Source organism: Maribacter ulvicola, assembly GCF_900155985.1.
Taxonomy (GTDB): Bacteria; Bacteroidota; Bacteroidia; order Flavobacteriales; family Flavobacteriaceae; genus Maribacter; species Maribacter ulvicola.
The window spans coordinates 393,671-410,278 of sequence record NZ_FTMA01000002.1 but is presented as its reverse complement, the minus strand read 5'-3'; the positions used below and the strand labels follow the sequence as shown (position 1 = coordinate 410,278).

Genomic DNA, 16,608 nt, shown 5'->3' with positions numbered 1-16,608 from the left:
ATGACGCACGAATTCAAGAAGATTATTAAAGAGTATAGTGTTGCTCAGCTGGCAAATATAAAATGCGTTCTGGCAACCGTGGTCGATTTAGACGGATCTTCATATCGCAAACCTGGTGTTCGTATGCTTATTCGTGAAGATGACGTAATGATCGGTGCGGTCAGTGGTGGTTGTGTAGAGAAAGAAGTTTTATTTCAGGCACAATCTGTATTTAAGAATGAAATGTCTAAATTAATGACTTATGATGGTAGATTTAGACTAGGTTGTGAAGGTGTTCTTTATATATTATTAGAGTACTTTTCACCAGATGAAGCACTTATAAATGATTTTAATTTTGTCATTGAGCATCGTCAATCTTTTGATCTCAGCACAACATATAAAAAGGAATATGGGGTGTTTAAGGAATTTGGTACGTTTATAAACCTAAACTCAACTTCTTACACTTTCAATACCCACACCAAAGAACAGTCTACAGGGTTGCTTTTCACGCAGACCATGCAACCTTGCCAACGGCTTTTATTAATAGGAGGTGAGCATGATGCCGTTCAATTGGCTCATTTTGGATTGAGTATGGGGTGGGAAGTAAACGTTGCCGTAACCCCACAGGAAAATAAGAGCATTACAGATTTTCCGGGTATAGATGCATTATTGAATTTTGAGCCAGAAGATTTTCCTGTGAAAGCCATAGACAATTATACTGCCCTTCTCTTAATGACACATAGTTATGTAAAGGACTTAAAGTATTTAATGAGGTTGAAAAATAGTAACCCGGCATACTTAGGTATTTTAGGACCTATAAAAAGAAGGGAGAAATTATTATCTGAATTACTAGAACATGATATGGATATTGATGTAGACTTTATTGAAAACATTCACGGTCCTGCAGGATTGAATATAGGCGCAGAAACTCCGCAAGAAATTGCGATATCTATTTTAGCAGAAGTTTTAACAATTATTAGAAAGACGACACCTTTGAAGTTAAAAGATAAATTGAATACGATTTAGAATTGAAGAAAGAATTACATATTGCTGTGCTTATAATGGCTGCTGGAGCTTCTAGTCGTATGAACGGCATTAAGCAATTAATGCCATGGAAAGATTCAAACTTCTTATTAGAAACTATAAAAACCGTTGAGCAAAGTAATGCGACAGCTACCCATGTTATACTAGGTTCAAACGCCGAAATTATAATATCTGAGTGCAATTTGAATGATAAGGATATCGGTATTGCAATAAACCCTAATTGGACAAAGGGACTAGGGAATAGTATTGCATACGGAGTTAATACTGTTCTTAAGGGAAAAGCAGAGGTGGACGGAATTTTAATTTGCCTTGCGGACCAACCTTTACTTCATTATACATACCTTAATTCTTTAATGGAAGAATTCTACCAGCATCCGTCTAAAATTATTGCAACAAACTATGGCAAAAAGGTAGGCGTACCCGCATTGTTTCCTAAATTGCTGTTTGATGATTTATCTAATTTAGAAGGTGATTACGGAGCAAAAAAGCTTTTGAACCATAAAAAGCATGCTATCATTTCTTTTGAAGTTGCACATCAAAATATTGATATAGATACCAAAGAGGAATACGAAGAACTCATCAATAAAACAAATTCAGATACCAAAGCTTAATATGAAGAATCTAAAATTTATAGTATGTACCCTTTTTATTTCTCTTGCAGTACCTTCAATGAATGCACAAGAAATGGGGTTTGAAGAATACAATCCAACATCCACTTTAGTTGTACCTGGGGCAGAAATCACAAAAGCAAAGTTTCCTTTTATTGATATACATAGTCACCAAAGAGACATGTCCGTAGAAGCTTTAAACGGTTTAATTACTCATATGGATGCCATGAACGAAGCTATTATGGTGAATTTAAGTGGCAGATCCGGGACTAGCTTAAAGGAGAAAATAGCTAACATTAATAAAAGTTATCCTAATAGATTTGTGGTCTTCGCCAATGTAGATTTTGAAGGTGCAAAAGATATGGAATGGGGAGAACAAGCTGCTGCTCAATTAGAACAAGACATAAAGAACGGAGCTAAAGGTTTAAAGATTTTTAAAAGTCTTGGTTTAAGAAACATAGATGCAGATGGTAAGCGCTTGGCCATAGATGATCCCCGTTTAGATGCTATTTGGGCAAAGTGTGCAGAAATGGGAGTACCTGTGTTAATTCATGCGGCAGACCCTAAGTCCTTCTGGGATGAAATGAATGCCAACAATGAACGTTGGCTAGAACTAAAAACACACCCAAGAAGAAAACGTACGGCAACAGATCCGGCGCCTTTTGAGCAAATTATTAAGGAGCAGCACAACGTGTTTAAAAAACATCCGAATACAAAATTCATAAATGCTCACATGGGCTGGCATGCCAATAATCTTGAGAAATTGGGGGAGTTGTTAGATGCAATGCCCAATATGAATGTTGGCATATCTGCGGTTATTGCTGAACTAGGAAGGCAGCCACAGCATGCAAGAGCCTTTTTTATAAAATACCAAGACAGGGTGTTGTTCGGCAAGGATAGCTGGAAACCTGAAGAATTTCCTACATATTTTAGAGTACTGGAAAGTAATGACGAGTATTTTCCATATTACAAGAAATACCATGCATTTTGGTCCATGTACGGATTGAACTTACCTGATGATGTGTTGAAAAAACTATACTATAAAAACGCACTACACCTTATTCCTGGTTTAGACGCCTCATTATTTAAAGAGTAGTTATACTTTTTTTAGTACAACAGTTTCTTCTACAACAGGAATATCATTCACATCTTGGAAAATACCACATGAAATTTCTTTTTTAACCAAGCTTCTTGTGGCTTTTCTTTTTGTCAATGCTTCAATTTCCGGATTTAAGAACTGCATAATTTTATTTATTTCTTAATAAAACGAATATATATACCTCATGTTGTATGAGTTAGGATGTTTTTACCCTAATTTAAAAAAGAATTTACATTAAAGTGTGACAAAAGAAATTAGAATCATACTAATGGGGAAATACGTTTTTATACATGCATAAAAAAGATGTCTTTACTGATTTAATACGAGAACATCAAGCACTATTATATAAGGTGACCTCTATTTACACCTATAATAAAGAAGATCAAGAAGACCTCTTTCAAGAAGTGGTCTACCAGCTTTGGAAATATTTTGATTCGTTTCGGAACGATGCCAAAATTACCACATGGATGTATCGTGTTGCTATGAACACGGCTATAACTTTCATTAAAAAGAAAAAGAGAAGACCAGATTCTGTTCCCGTGGCAGATGTATTCATTAATCAATCTGATTACAAAGACGATGTTTTTGAAGAACGGTTAAAACTGCTGTATCTGCACTTAAAACATTTAAACACCTTAGAAAAAGGACTCATTTTTCTCTTATTGGAAGGTAAAAGTTATAAAGAGATAGCGCAAATTACCGGACTAAGTAATAGCAATGTGGGCACTAAAATATCTCGTATAAAAAAGAAATTAAAAACTAACATGACAAAACATTAATCATGGAACTAGAAGAATTACAATCCGCCTGGACGCAACTAAGCAATGAATTAAATCATCAAAAAAAATTAACTAATAAAATTATATTAGATATGACAAAGCAGAAATATCAGAATACATTCACCACTATTACCAAATACGAAACTATAGGTGCCTTTGTCTGTTTCGCTATTGCCCTCTTTGTATTACTCAACTTTGGTAAATTAGATACATGGTATTTACAAGTATGCGGTGTACTTACCCTGTCATTTTTAATTGTCTTACCTGCAATGGTACTTACCACTTTAAAAAGAATAAAGAATATTGATATTTTAAACGGCTCGTATAAAGATAATTTAAAACACTACTTAAAGACGAAGAATAGGCTTTTAAAATTGCAACAAGTTGGCATTGCTATTGGTTTTATGGGACTATTCTTTATAGTACCCGTTACTTCGAAAATTATTTCTAATAAAAATGTATTCCTTACCAGTTTAAAAACAGAGCAATATGTACTATTTGCCATTACCATGGTTGCTATGGTATTTTTCTGTAAATGGGCGTATAACGGTTATTTAAAAGTAACCCGATCTGCGCAGGAACTATTGCAAGATTTAGAGTAGTATTTACTCTGTAAGTTTCTTTTGAATGTAATTTAAAATCAACATCCAATTCATTTTTAGTAGGAGGGAAGCCGTAGGTACATTATCATCTGCAATTGCAGAAATAATAGATTCATGCTGATTATCAGATTTGTTATAGAAAGAGTCATCATTTGTAAAGGCACGCTCATAAAAGAAAATACGTGTCTTTAAATCATGTAGAATTTTCAGTGCCAGATCATTTTTGTAATTTTTGGTCAATAATCGATGAAATTCTAGGTCGGCCTGTATTCTGGAAAGTGCATCAGTGGCATTTTCAAAGACCTCTTGCTGTTCTTTCAGTTGTAAAATATGTTCTTGGGTAAACTCAGAGTTTTCAATAGCCATAACCTCTAAATTAGCCACAAGCTCATACAAGTCTTCAGCCTCTTTTACATCCAATTCTGCAATTATAAAACCTCTATTGGGTACCGCTTTTATAATATGCGATTGCTGTAATTGGGTTAATGCCTCTCTAATTGGAGTAACACTAACCTTTAAATGCCGTGCAAGCGCTGCTAAATTGATGGTCTTGCCGGTTTTAAGGTTGCCTGTTGTCATTTCTGATAACAGATACTCCCGTACTTGATCTCTTAAGTTCATTTTAACCGGCATACTTCAAATATAATATATCGTATACGATTATAACGATATTAGAATTGTTTTCATATATGAGGTAAAACAATTGGACATGAAAAAAGATACGAGTATTGAATTCATATCTTTTTAGAATTTAATAGGCTAGGTGTCTTTCAACTGAAAGTAGTTTTCTCTGTTTGTCTTTTATGGCATTCCATAAATTAAGTTTGGTTGAAGTTCTAGGTAATACTTTTTGAAATTTTTTCATGACGTTTGTTTTTTAAACGGTGATTAACCGTAGGGTTGATGAATGGTTTTTTAATTGATAAATGACTAATGAGTGTGATTTCTTGAGGATACCCATTGTACTCTCTTACTGTTTTTAAAGCTTGAAAAGAACGTGTTTCTTCTTGTTTCCGTTGGTGTGTTTCTGATAAAAGTTCTCATGACGTTTGTTTTTTAAACGGTGATTAACCGTAGGATTGATGAATAGATTTGTGATTGATGAATGACTAATGAGTGTGATTTCTTGAGGATACCCATTGCACTCTTTTACTATTTTTAAAACTGGAAAAGAACGTGTTTCTTCTTGTTTCCGTTGGTGTGTTTCTGATAAAAGTTCTCATGATGTTTGTTTTTTAAACGGTGATTAACCGTAGGATTGATGAATAGATTTATGATTGATGAATGATTAATGGGTGTGATTTCTTGAGGATACCCATTGCACTCTTTTACTGTTTTTAAAACTGGAAAAGAATGTGTTTCTTCTTGTTTCCGTTGGTGTGTTTCTGATAAAAGTTCTCATGATGATTGTTTTTAAATTGATGATTAATATTTTTGTTATACTTACTAGACGACGCATATTGTAATTTGTTACAGTACTATGCATAAAAAGGTACTATTTTTTAACAATTTAAATCGCAAAATTACAGTTAATAATCTGATTTAAAGTGTTTTACATTATTAATAGGAAAGTTAATTTTAACAATATTTAATTGTTTATTTAATTTTAAGGCGTTTGTAGGGTAGAGGAAACTCTAAAATAGACTGCGTAATAGGATGCTATTTAAAAATTTTAATCACATCTCTTAAAAGTTTGCTAGTTTGAACCCTATAAATGCTAAATAATTGGAATACAAATCATATCTTTGTAGAACTTTAGAGGGATGCAGATGATTCTTGCAATGGCCTTACAACGAATGGGATTATAGTTTACTCAAAAAACATACCGTTTGTTATACACGTCACCACGTATTTCAATTCCTTTATTGCAAAATCTATTATTATCATTAAAATTACGAATGGCAAAATCGCAACAAACATTTAATAAAACTGAAAAAGAAAAAAAACGCTTAAAAAAGCGTGAAGAAAAAAAGAAAAAAATGCTTGCTCGTAAAGCAGCTGCAAAAGAAAGTGGTACTTCAGGTATTCCACTTGCTTATGTAGATTTCAATGGAAACTTGGTAGACACTCCACCTGATCCAGCAATGAAAGTAGAAATTGAAGCAGAAGATATCGTTTTAGGAATTCCTAAAAAAGAAGAAGGTGATGTTGAAGAATTTGATCCGGTAAGAAACGGTAAAGTTTCTTTCTTTGATACTACTAAAGGTTTTGGTTTCATTATTGACGCTGAAAACAATGAAAAATACTTTGTTCATGTTAGTGGCCTAATTGATGAAATTATGGAAAACGACAAAGTTTCATACGAGTTGGAAAAAGGCATGAAGGGTATGAACGCCGTTCGTGTTAAGAAGATTTAGTTTTAATTTTTTTTATGGTAAAAATGCAACGTAACACCGTTCTGGTAGTAGTGTCATTTTTTGCCATTTATTTCATTTGGGGATCTACCTATTTATGGAATAAAATTGCAGTTACGGAATTACCTGCCTTTATGTTGGCAGGTATTCGTTTTTTAACTGCCGGTAGCTTAATTTTTATTATTTCAAGAATATTAGGCTATTCTCTTAAAGTTACCAAGCAACAATTTAAGAATAGTATACTAGCAGGTTTTCTTTTTCTAACCTTTGGAAATGGAGTGGTTGTCTGGGCATTAAAGTATGTTGATAGCGGTTTTGCAGCCTTAGAGGTTTCTGCACAACCATTAGTGGTCTTGCTAATGATGCGTGTACTACAAGGTAAAAAAATACAACCAATGTCTATAGTAGGCGTTATTCTGGGAATTACCGGTATTCTTCTACTAGTAGGTCAAAAACAGATCATTGCCCAAGAAGGAGCATTGTTCGGTATGGTCCTTATCTTTGTCTGTATGACAAGTTGGTCTTATGGTAGTTTGTTTGTTGGTAAAGCAGATCTACCCAAGAACTTCTTTGTAAATACCGGTTATCAAATGCTAACTAGCGGATTATCATTATTAGTTATGAGTACCTTATTTGGAGAACAATGGATATCACCAATTCATTGGAGTACCCCCGTTATTTGGTCAATGTCCCTTTTAATTACGTTTGGTAGTATAATTACATTTACGGCATTCAATTACTTGTTGCGCATAGTTTCACCAGAAAAGGTTGCTACATCTACCTATGTAAATCCAATAGTAGCCATGCTCTTAGGATGGTATTTTTTAGATGAAAACATTACCCTACAATCTGCCATTGCATCTGTGGTATTACTGACCGGAGTATATTTTATCAACTCAAAAAAGAGTCTTACCATACTTTCTCGGTTTTCAGGCAAACGCATTCCTAGGAAGGTGAAAGATTAATTTTTACCGGTAACACTTCTTTAGGTTTCATTTGCCCTAATTCAATATTACCAATTCTTATACGTACTAAACGAACCGTTGGAAAACCGACTGCCGCTGTCATTTTACGTATTTGACGAAATTTCCCCTCCTTTATTATAACACGGACCCAAGAGGTAGGTCTATGCCTACCTATTCTTAAGGTTGTATCTGCTTGAGGCAGGACCGGGGGTTCATTGAGAAGTAGAATAACACATGATTTGGTGGTATATTTCTTCCCAAACAAACCTATAGTTACTCCTTTTGCCAGCTCTTTAATAGCATCAGCAGTTATTAAACCATCTAGTTGTGCTAAATACTCCTTTTCTATCCCTGAACTATTAATGGTATCACTTAATTTACCATCCGTAGTCATTAATAATAATCCTTCAGATTTTTCATCTAATCTACCTACAGGCATTATTCCTTCCGTAAAATGTAACAATTCACTTAAAAATCGCTTTTTACGAAGTTGACGGTCTTCACCTGATGTCATCTGACTTAGCATACCCACCGGTTTATACACTTGAAAATGGAATTGTTCCAAAATTTTATACGATTACAATTAATTTAGGTTACAAATAGTCGCAAAAGATACCCTTTTTAACCCATGAATTAGTAATGTAATGGAGAGAATGTTACCTTTGTACACTCCAGAGAAGATTTTATGCAAGAGACAGTTTTTGAATTACAAGATAGAAAGACCGAAAAGGAACTTTATAGCTATCAACAAGGAGCAATTCAACAAATTTTTGACAAGTTCGATTCAGAACGAGATGATTATCACCTGCTATACCAATTACCGACCGGTGGTGGTAAAACAGTGATTTTTTCCGAAATGGTACGGCAGTATTTAAAAAATCATAACAAGAAGGTTTTGGTTATGACGCACCGTATTGAACTTTGTAACCAAACTTCATCGATGCTTACTAGTTTTGGTGTTGTAAACAAAGTAGTCAATAGTAAGGCAAATCTTGATGATCATGAGCGTTACAGTTGCTATGTAGCCATGGTAGAAACCTTAAATAATAGGTTGAACGATGACCAATTGGATATATCCGATGTTGGCCTGGTAATTATTGATGAAGCACATTATAACTCATTTACCAAGCTTTTTAAGTTCTTTGAAAATTCTTTTGTTCTTGGTGTAACGGCTACTCCGTTAAGTTCTAACAAGGACTTGCCAATGAACAAAAACTATGATGAGCTTATACCAGGAGAAACCATAGAAAACCTAATTGCCAATGATTTCTTAGCCAGGGCTGAAGTTTTTCAGTACGATATGGGGCTAACATCCCTTGAAATAGGGTCTAACGGTGATTATACCGTAAAATCATCTGCTGATTTATACACGAGTCCGGCAATGTTAAACAAGCTTCTAGAAGCTTACACTAAACATTCTAAAGGAAAAAAGACCTTAATTTTTAATAATGGTATTGAAACATCTATTCAAGTGTATCATACTTTTGAAGCTGCTGGTTTAAATATTAGACATTTAGATAATACCGCTACCAAAAAACAACGTAAACATACCTTAAAATGGTTTAAAGAAACACCTGATGCCATTTTAACATCGGTAAGTATCTTAACCACTGGTTTTGATGAACCAACTATTGATACTATTATTCTTAATAGAGCAACAAAATCGCTAACACTTTACTATCAAATGATCGGTAGAGGATCAAGGGTTTTGAATAATAAATCTAAATTTACAGTAATTGATTTAGGTAACAACCTATATCGATTTGGGCCTTGGGGTGCAGATTTAGATTGGGGAGCTATTTTTAAGTCTCCTAATTTCTACATGGATCGTATTCGTGATGATGAAGATATTGAAAGTGACTTTAAATTAGACCTTTCAGAAGAGGTAAAGGCAGCTTTTAAAAATTCTAAAGAAACCTATTTCGATATCAAGGAAACCTATAAAACGGCAACCTTTGCCGGGGAATCTTCTAAGGTTGTTCTGGAACGCTCTATTGCACAGCATGCGTACATGTGTATAGAAAATAGTGAGGACGTATATGATGCTATAGCACTAGCAAAACTTCTAAAAGAAGATATTGATAATCGTATTCATGTTTATGGTAAATGTATAAGTAAGAGTACCTACAATTTTTTAAGCTGGTTAAAAGATGATTATCAAAAGAAATTAAATGCTTACTTACGCGAGAATTTCGATACCGTATTTGAAGATATTCACGGTCATCCGCCAGAAGATTAAGTTCTATATACTGTTTTTGTTTTATCAGATAACATAAAATACAAAAGGGCTGTTCATTTAAGAACAGCCCTTTTCATTTTAACCATTTAGTACTTATTTTACAATAAGACTATACTGTGGAGTAGGATTTAAAGGACAGAAATATACATACTCTCCTTTTTCCAATTTTGTTGCTTTAGAATGACCTACAGTGTTATTCTTTACTGCTGCCGTTACATATGCCGTCTGAATGTGATTTTCTGGTTTAGAGGCGTCTTTCCCTTTTTTCACCAATACCAAACCAACATCTTTACCTACATTATTGTTAGCAACGTCAAAAACATAAGTTCCTTCACTAACGGTAATAGACTTTTGGGTAAACTCACCAGTTGTTTGCTCTAGGGCAATTTTTTTAACTGGTTGGTTCATCATTTTATCTTGAGCATTTGCGTTAAATGAGAATGCTAATACGATAACTAAAATTGATAATACTTTTTTCATGTGTTTAAAATTTAATGAGCTTTTGCTCTAATGGATAGATTAATAATTATTGTTTGTAAAATTGTATTTATAAAGAAACTGCAACTGGAAAATCTACTGGTACTTGTGTTGTACTATGCACGTAGTTAGAAATTGTTTTGTCTCCCACAAGTGCTATTGTATCAATTAAGTTGGCTTTGGTATACCCTACTGAAAAATAGTTTTCCAAAACATTTTGATCTGTACGTCCTCTATTTACAGTAATATTTTTTGCCAATTGGGCTAGAGCATCCAATTTAGGATCAAAAGAGGCCTTACCTGCTCTTAATTCAAGAATTTGCTCATCACTAAATCCGTTCATTTTACCAATTGCCGTATGGGCAGATAAACAGTAGATACAGTTGTTTACTTGACTTACTGCAAGATTTACCACTTCTTTCTCTTTCGCAGACAATGAAGTTTTTGCATTGGCAAAATTTAAATAATTTTCCAAGGCCGTATCACTATTTGCATAGGTAGCATATAAATTTGGTACAAAACCTAATGCTTTTTTCAAATTGTCGAAAATTACTTGATTGTTTTCGCTTACTTCTTCTCTCGTTGGTACATTAAATGTGCTCATGTTATTTTGTTTTAATATTATTGATTTATTCTTTAAATTATCTGGTACAAAGGTATATTGGAAGTGCTATTCTTATCATGTAGAGATTTCCTCTCTGCATGTCTATTTTTCCCTTATAAAAAAGAACCGAATACTTTTTTAAATCTAGAAGACTCATCAGAATCACAATAGTAATCTGATATATGGTTATGCTCACAATGTTGTTTAGCGTCAATACTATTAACAACATCTGCTTTTTTAGATGTAAATATTTCTATTAAATTGAAGATTGATTTGTGTTTTAAGTTCATGTCTTTGATGTTTTTATTCTACACTACAAAGATCTAGATATTATGACTCTTAAAACGGGCAATTTCACCCAAGGTGTTGTCAATTTTTCCCTAATAGGATTTTTTAAGTTGTTTCTTAAAATCAGAAGGAGACTGTAGGGTTTGCTTTTTAAACAAACGACTTAAATGAGATGCATCATCAAAGCCTATTTCATAAGCAATTTCTTTTGCGGTCTTATCCGTGTAAATAAGTAAGCGCTTTGCTTCAAGAATAATTCGCTCATGAATTATTTGAAGGGGAGTGGTATTGAATTTTGAAAAAGTGTTAGAAAGCGTCTTAGGTGATTTAAATAATTTATTGGCATAGAACGCAACTGAATGTTCTGTCTTATAATGCTCTTCAACCAATAAATTAAATCCTCGTAACAAATCTACTTTTACGTCATTACTATTATTACTGAAACCTTCTTTTGCTTTAAGTAATCTTGTGCTCATGATCATAAAACGCGCCATGAGCATACGCAGCATTTCTGCCTGTATGGTATCTTCGGTTTCTAACTCGTCTACAAAGACCTCATGTAACGTATCAAACTTTCGCTGTTCTTTCTCTCCTAAGTCTATAACAGGTATATGTGCATTGCCAAAAAATAACAGACCGGCACAGCTTACTTCTTGATCATGGTCTTTAATACAATAAAATTCTCTGTTAAATTGATATACGATTAAATTTTGACCATCAGTATAATGCAAAAATTGAATTGGTGTCAATGCCAATAGGCTATGCTCAGAAATGGTATATGGAACACCATCCACCTCTAAATATGCCTTTTGAGTAGTAGTTCTTATAAAAATATAGATACCCGCTTGCTTTGGCTTTGTATAGGACTCTAATAATAATTCATTACCTATTTTCAATAATCCACCGGTACTAAAATCTTTAAAAACTTCTTGCATGCAATATTGGTCTAAAAAAAGGTTGATTCATTACATAAGCAATGGATCAACCTTTTAAAATATTGTTCTTGTAATAGTTCTTTAAAACCTCACAGAAACCTTTCCTCTTAAATAAAAAGGAGTTCCGGGAGTAAAGTGAATTTCCTCTACGGATGCAGTTTCATTAAACAATCTACTTTCTGTAGCAAACTGAGTTTCGTTCCATTCGGTATCAAATAGGTTTTCTACGATTACACCGATTGTCCAGTTTTTAATATCATAATTCAGGTTTAGATCGGTTACAAAATACCCTTCAGCAATAATACTATTATCTTCATTTGCCGCTCTATCACCCAAATATCTATAGTTTAAATTACCGGAGAAATTACCTAAATCGGTAATTGATAGTCCGCCTACTGCCGTGAAATCTGGTGCAAGGGGAATATAATCTTCACCATCCGCTTCTTCTGTACTTCTAGCATAGGTATAGTTAACATCACTATAAAGGTATAACCAATCTGATAACTGATAACGCCCACCAAGTTCTACACCAACTCTTCTCGTTTTACCACTAGGTTCTACAATACCAGCATCACCTACATAGACAAATTCCTGGTCTAAAAGCAAGCCCCATAAGGTCGCATTCAATACTAGCTTATCAACCGGTTTAATTATGGTTCCAAAATCTACACCATATGCTTTGGGCAACACATCTCTTCCTTCATTGGCCGTGACAACACGTGCGTCGTTAGAGTGAAAACCTAAACCTGTTTTTAAGAACAATTGCCAATTGCGGTTTACCGAATATAAAGTATTTAGCTTCGGACTAACAATTGCTTTACTTTCACTTTTATTATCGTAAAGTTCACTCAATTTGTTTTCATAATCGAAGTTAAAATAATCTACTCGTACAGACGGATTAAAGGTCCAATTACCTGTTTTATATTCACCATTTACAAAACCATAGACATTTGTTTCATCTACATCACCAAACGCATATTGTTCTAGAACCGTTTTTCTATTTAAGGTATGCTCTAAAGTGACATCATCTACATTATCATTTCTAAAACCGACACCACCAGAATATTTAAAGGTATCATGTTCACCAACAGCAATATTGATTTGCTCAAAAACCGTTTCTGCACCCATTATAGTCCTATCTTCATACTGGCGAATTTGATCACCATTCACCGGATCTTCTAAAAAGAACGTGAAGTTGGAAAATAGCTCAAAATCATATTTGCTTACAAAAGCTCTTGTCTTTAAAAATTGATCTTCGCCTAAAAACTTAGTGTGATTTAACATCAAATTTGTTCTACTAGTTTGTCCGCCTTCGGTATCATCTATAGCGCCAAAACGACCAATAATGTTCTGATCTATTGCCCGCTGAGGAATTTGACCCGATGCATCCCATTTACTTTGAAAATGCGAAGCGGTCAATGTCAATTCTTCCGTTCCAACATCTTTATAATTATAACGACCAAGAATATTTAAACGATTAAAATTTTGAGGAGAATCAAAAGGACCGTCCGTTAGGTATAATTCAGAAGCTATATATGCATTACTCTTACTGCTTTCCAATACATCAAACATACCAACAAACCTATTGGTGTTAAATTGTCCCGTTTCAAAAGAAACCATACTCTTATCAATACTTTTTTTAAGGCTTAAATCTACATATCCTGCAGTATTAAAATCTCCTTTATCGGCATAATAGGGTCCTTTTCCAAAGTTAATATTGTCAATAGTTTCGGGTATTACAAAATGAAGATCTGCATAACCTTGTCCATGGGCATGAGACACCATGTTTACAGGCATACCATCAACACTTAACGCCACATCTGTACCGTGGTCAATATCAAATCCTCTTAAAAAGATCTGTTCTGCCTTTCCACCTCCGGCATGCTGACCAATAATAAGTCCTGGCACTTTTCTTAGAATTTCTTGAGATGATTTTACGGGATCGTTTTGCACATCAATATTTACAATTCTACTCATGGCATTTACTTTTGATACCACAACTACTTGATTTAAATTAATGCTAGATTCTTCTAACTTTACATGGATTCCTTCATTTAAATGTTGCTGATTCACAACCAAAATAAAAGTTTTGAAGCCCAAATTGGAGAAGAAAATGGAATCATTTAAAGTAGTTCCCGGAAGCGAAAATGAACCAGAAAGGTTAGAGTGACTATGTTGCCCTGTTGACTGGTTGAAAACACCTGCGTTTTCTAAGGCTACACCGTTTTTGTCAGTGACTACACCTTTTAGACTTTGGGCATTTGCTTCACAGAATACACCTAATAATAGAAAGAAAGTTAAAAGCTTAATTGCCTTCATATGGCGGTAATTCATAAATTTTGATTTAAAATGGTTGTCTTTAAAATTACTTACGATAAAAAATTTCTAAGGTTTTAAAATTTAAAAAAAGCAAAAATAATATTAAGCAGAAGTAAATCTACTTTTTAAGGATTAATTATAAATTTTTAGTGATTAGAGTTAAAATTCTAAGTCCTTTATTAAGAACTTTGTTAGCCAAGAATTAGCCATTTTAATATTAAAATAAATGAGTAAGCAAGCAATTTTAACCCCATTTCATAAAAATCTAAGTGTAAAGAATAGGGTAGTCATGGCTCCTATGACACGTAGCAGGGCTGCCAATGACGGTAATGTTCCTACAGAAGATTTACATGTGCCTTATTACAAGCAAAGAGCTTCTGCAGGGTTAATTATTACCGAAGGGTCCCAAGTTTCAAAACAAGCGGTAGGATATGTAAATACACCGGGTATATATTCTAAACAACAAATAGAGGGGTGGAAAAAAGTAACCGATGAAGTGCATCATGAGGGAGGTAAGATATTCATTCAGTTATGGCATGTAGGGAGAATGTCACATCCAGATTTTCATAATGGTGATTTGCCTTTGGCGCCGTCGGCCCTTAACCCCAACGCTCAAAGTTTTACACCAGAAGGCTTTAAGGATACGGTTACACCAAAAGCAATGACTACTGAAGACATCAAACAAACGGTAAATGATTTTAAGAATGCGGCAAAAAATGCTATTAAAGCTGGTTTTGATGGCGTAGAAATACATTCTTCTAACGGGTATTTATTTCACCAATTTTTTAATGGAACTTCTAATATTAGAAATGATAAATATGGCGGTTCAATTAAAAACAGAACACGTTTCTTTTTTGAAGTATTAGATAGCATAAAAGAAGTGGTACCACAAGAGAAAATAGGTGTACGGTTCAATCCTTCTTTAGATGGCATGTTCGGTATAACCATGGATGAAAATACCATACCAACATTTGAATATATCATTAAAGAATTAAACGATTATAATTTGGCATATATTCACCTTTCCGAACCATTTACAGATGTTTCAGAAATACCTTATGCCGTAAAAAATATAGCTGAACATTTTAGGCCTTTATATAACGGCACTTTAATAATCAATGCAGGATTTGATCAAGAGTCTGGAAACAAAATTATTGAAGCCGGTAATGCAGATTTAGTTGCGTACGGTAAACTCTTTATTTCCAATCCAGATTTGGTAGAACGTTTTGCCAATGGTTATGACCTGGCAGAATGGGATACGGACACCTTCTATTCCGGTGGTAAAGAAGGCTACATTGATTACCCTAGGTATAACCAAAAGACAGAACACGCATAATTATTATTAACTATTAGAATATACATATGAATTTTATAAGAAAAGCATACGCTACTTGGAAAGGTAGCGGAAAAGAGGGACAAGGAACCTTAACAACAGAAAGTACAGTTTTGCAAGATACGCAATACTCATACAACACTAGGTTTGAGCATGGTAATGGCACCAACCCTGAAGAACTTATAGGAGCAGCCCACGCAGGTTGTTTTTCTATGCAATTGAGTTTTTTATTGGGCGAAGAAGGTTATACACCCAATTCGCTTGACGTGGAAGCTAAGGTAGAATTTAAAGATGGTGAGATTGTTAAGATAATTCTTGATTTAAAAGGGGATGTACCAGAAATCAAGAACGACCAGTTCAATGAAATTGCGGAAAAAGCAAAATCGGTTTGCCCAATTTCAAAATTATTAAATGCTGAAATTGAACTGATTTCACATCTTAGTTAGTTGTTATTATTAATTCAAAAAAAAAGCAGCCAGTGGCTGCTTTTTTTGTGCTTAAATTTTGTTGCAATATTATTTAATGTGGTCCGTATTTCGCTCTAAATCCTCATTACCCGAACCACCTTGACTATACAATTGGTTTTCTTCGTCCTTTAAAGAGTCTTGTGACTGTTTTGGCGGTAAATCTCTTCCGGGTACATCTAAATCTTTTCCTGCAAAATCAACATTTTTTTCGCGGTCGTTTAATTGACTATCATCACCTTTATCCGTTCTTGTATTTTTTATCTTTTCTCCCAATGCCTGCAAATCATCTGTAGTTACTTCAGCATTATAGCTTGTATTTTTATTTTCACTTTTCATATCTTTTATTTTAATCAATTTATGGTAAGCTACCATTTCTTACCCTCAGCATTTGACACAAACCATTGTTATTCGTGCTCTTTTACAATGAAAGAAATTATGCATAATTGCAGGGTCTTTGGATTAATATTTTCAGGTAACGCATCAACCTAAGCAAGTTAATTTTGCCAATTTGCATCT

At 34.0% G+C, this 16,608-nt stretch carries 19 protein-coding genes; 10 read left to right on the top strand and 9 right to left on the bottom strand.

The genetic code is table 11. From position 1 onward, the window contains the following. Genes BW936_RS10565 through BW936_RS10555 form a run of 3 tightly spaced genes read left to right on the top strand, consistent with a single transcriptional unit; the run spans position 1 to position 2,727 of the window. The gene (locus tag BW936_RS10565; protein ID WP_076548350.1) at positions 1–1,005 is read left to right on the top strand and encodes an XdhC family protein; all 1,005 of its coding nucleotides are present in this window, start codon (positions 1–3) and stop codon (positions 1,003–1,005) included. A gap of 2 nt (positions 1,006–1,007) precedes the next feature. Next, positions 1,008–1,634, top strand: a complete 627-nt coding sequence (locus tag BW936_RS10560; protein ID WP_084182045.1) for a nucleotidyltransferase family protein — start codon at positions 1,008–1,010, stop codon at positions 1,632–1,634. A 1-nt stretch (position 1,635) separates the two neighbouring features. Beyond that, the gene (locus BW936_RS10555) at positions 1,636–2,727 is read left to right on the top strand and encodes an amidohydrolase family protein (protein WP_076548349.1); all 1,092 of its coding nucleotides are present in this window, start codon (positions 1,636–1,638) and stop codon (positions 2,725–2,727) included. Here BW936_RS10555 and BW936_RS19730 read toward each other — a convergent pair whose 3' ends face one another. Continuing rightward, on the bottom strand, positions 2,728–2,874 hold the full coding sequence (locus BW936_RS19730; protein ID WP_167368350.1) for a hypothetical protein: 147 nt from the start codon (positions 2,872–2,874) through the stop codon (positions 2,728–2,730). Positions 2,875–3,020: 146 nt separating this feature from the next. Between BW936_RS19730 and BW936_RS10550 the strand changes: the two genes are divergently transcribed. Both BW936_RS10550 and BW936_RS10545 read left to right on the top strand, forming a co-directional pair. Then, on the top strand, positions 3,021–3,509 hold the full coding sequence (locus tag BW936_RS10550) for an RNA polymerase sigma factor (RefSeq protein ID WP_076548348.1): 489 nt from the start codon (positions 3,021–3,023) through the stop codon (positions 3,507–3,509). 2 nt (positions 3,510–3,511) lie between these two features. Continuing rightward, complete coding sequence (locus tag BW936_RS10545) at positions 3,512–4,111, top strand: hypothetical protein (RefSeq protein ID WP_076548347.1); 600 nt, start codon at positions 3,512–3,514, stop codon at positions 4,109–4,111. A gap of 3 nt (positions 4,112–4,114) precedes the next feature. Here the strand turns inward: BW936_RS10545 and BW936_RS10540 are convergent, their stop codons facing one another. After that, positions 4,115–4,732: a GntR family transcriptional regulator gene (locus tag BW936_RS10540; protein WP_244156212.1), complete on the bottom strand. Its 618-nt coding sequence runs from the start codon at positions 4,730–4,732 to the stop codon at positions 4,115–4,117. A gap of 1,277 nt (positions 4,733–6,009) precedes the next feature. On the opposite strand from BW936_RS10540, the gene BW936_RS10535 reads away from it, so the two are divergent. Together BW936_RS10535 and BW936_RS10530 are read left to right on the top strand one after the other, a co-directional pair. After that, on the top strand, positions 6,010–6,468 hold the full coding sequence (locus BW936_RS10535; protein ID WP_027067021.1) for a cold-shock protein: 459 nt from the start codon (positions 6,010–6,012) through the stop codon (positions 6,466–6,468). 23 nt (positions 6,469–6,491) lie between these two features. Beyond that, positions 6,492–7,430, top strand: coding sequence for an EamA family transporter (locus BW936_RS10530; protein ID WP_394333583.1), 939 nt, complete (start codon positions 6,492–6,494; stop codon positions 7,428–7,430). Here BW936_RS10530 and BW936_RS10525 read toward each other — a convergent pair. Continuing rightward, positions 7,411–7,995: a pseudouridine synthase gene (locus tag BW936_RS10525; RefSeq protein WP_143744101.1), complete on the bottom strand. Its 585-nt coding sequence runs from the start codon at positions 7,993–7,995 to the stop codon at positions 7,411–7,413. The two genes, BW936_RS10530 and BW936_RS10525, sit on opposite strands and share 20 nt — an antisense overlap. A 120-nt stretch (positions 7,996–8,115) precedes the next feature. On the opposite strand from BW936_RS10525, the gene BW936_RS10520 reads away from it, so the two are divergent. Beyond that, entirely contained in the window at positions 8,116–9,669 is a 1,554-nt protein-coding gene (locus BW936_RS10520) for a DEAD/DEAH box helicase (protein ID WP_076548343.1), read from the top strand. Positions 9,670–9,762: 93 nt separating this feature from the next. Here the strand turns inward: BW936_RS10520 and BW936_RS10515 are convergent, their stop codons facing one another. The 5 genes from BW936_RS10515 to BW936_RS10500 form a co-directional block, all read right to left on the bottom strand. Further along, a complete protein-coding gene (locus tag BW936_RS10515; protein ID WP_076548342.1) occupies positions 9,763–10,149 on the bottom strand; it encodes a hypothetical protein in 387 nt (128 codons plus the stop codon). Positions 10,150–10,216: 67 nt separating this feature from the next. Continuing rightward, positions 10,217–10,750 carry a carboxymuconolactone decarboxylase family protein gene (locus tag BW936_RS10510; protein ID WP_076548341.1) on the bottom strand — a complete coding sequence of 178 codons (534 nt, stop codon included), beginning with the start codon at positions 10,748–10,750 and terminating at the stop codon, positions 10,217–10,219. A gap of 113 nt (positions 10,751–10,863) precedes the next feature. Beyond that, a complete protein-coding gene (locus BW936_RS19625) occupies positions 10,864–11,040 on the bottom strand; it encodes a hypothetical protein (protein WP_159439014.1) in 177 nt (58 codons plus the stop codon). A 90-nt stretch (positions 11,041–11,130) separates the two neighbouring features. Beyond that, positions 11,131–11,973 (bottom strand): helix-turn-helix domain-containing protein, encoded by an 843-nt coding sequence (locus BW936_RS10505; RefSeq protein ID WP_076548340.1) that lies wholly within the window; start codon positions 11,971–11,973, stop codon positions 11,131–11,133. An 81-nt stretch (positions 11,974–12,054) separates the two neighbouring features. Continuing rightward, positions 12,055–14,307: a TonB-dependent receptor gene (locus BW936_RS10500; RefSeq protein WP_394333582.1), complete on the bottom strand. Its 2,253-nt coding sequence runs from the start codon at positions 14,305–14,307 to the stop codon at positions 12,055–12,057. Positions 14,308–14,518: 211 nt separating this feature from the next. Between BW936_RS10500 and BW936_RS10495 the strand changes: the two genes are divergently transcribed. Together BW936_RS10495 and BW936_RS10490 are read left to right on the top strand one after the other, a co-directional pair. After that, a complete protein-coding gene (locus BW936_RS10495) occupies positions 14,519–15,628 on the top strand; it encodes an alkene reductase (protein WP_076548338.1) in 1,110 nt (369 codons plus the stop codon). 26 nt (positions 15,629–15,654) lie between these two features. Next, a complete protein-coding gene (locus BW936_RS10490; RefSeq protein ID WP_076548337.1) occupies positions 15,655–16,071 on the top strand; it encodes an OsmC family protein in 417 nt (138 codons plus the stop codon). Positions 16,072–16,140: 69 nt separating this feature from the next. Here BW936_RS10490 and BW936_RS10485 read toward each other — a convergent pair whose 3' ends face one another. Beyond that, positions 16,141–16,428: a hypothetical protein gene (locus BW936_RS10485; protein WP_076548409.1), complete on the bottom strand. Its 288-nt coding sequence runs from the start codon at positions 16,426–16,428 to the stop codon at positions 16,141–16,143. Positions 16,429–16,608 lie beyond the last annotated feature (180 nt).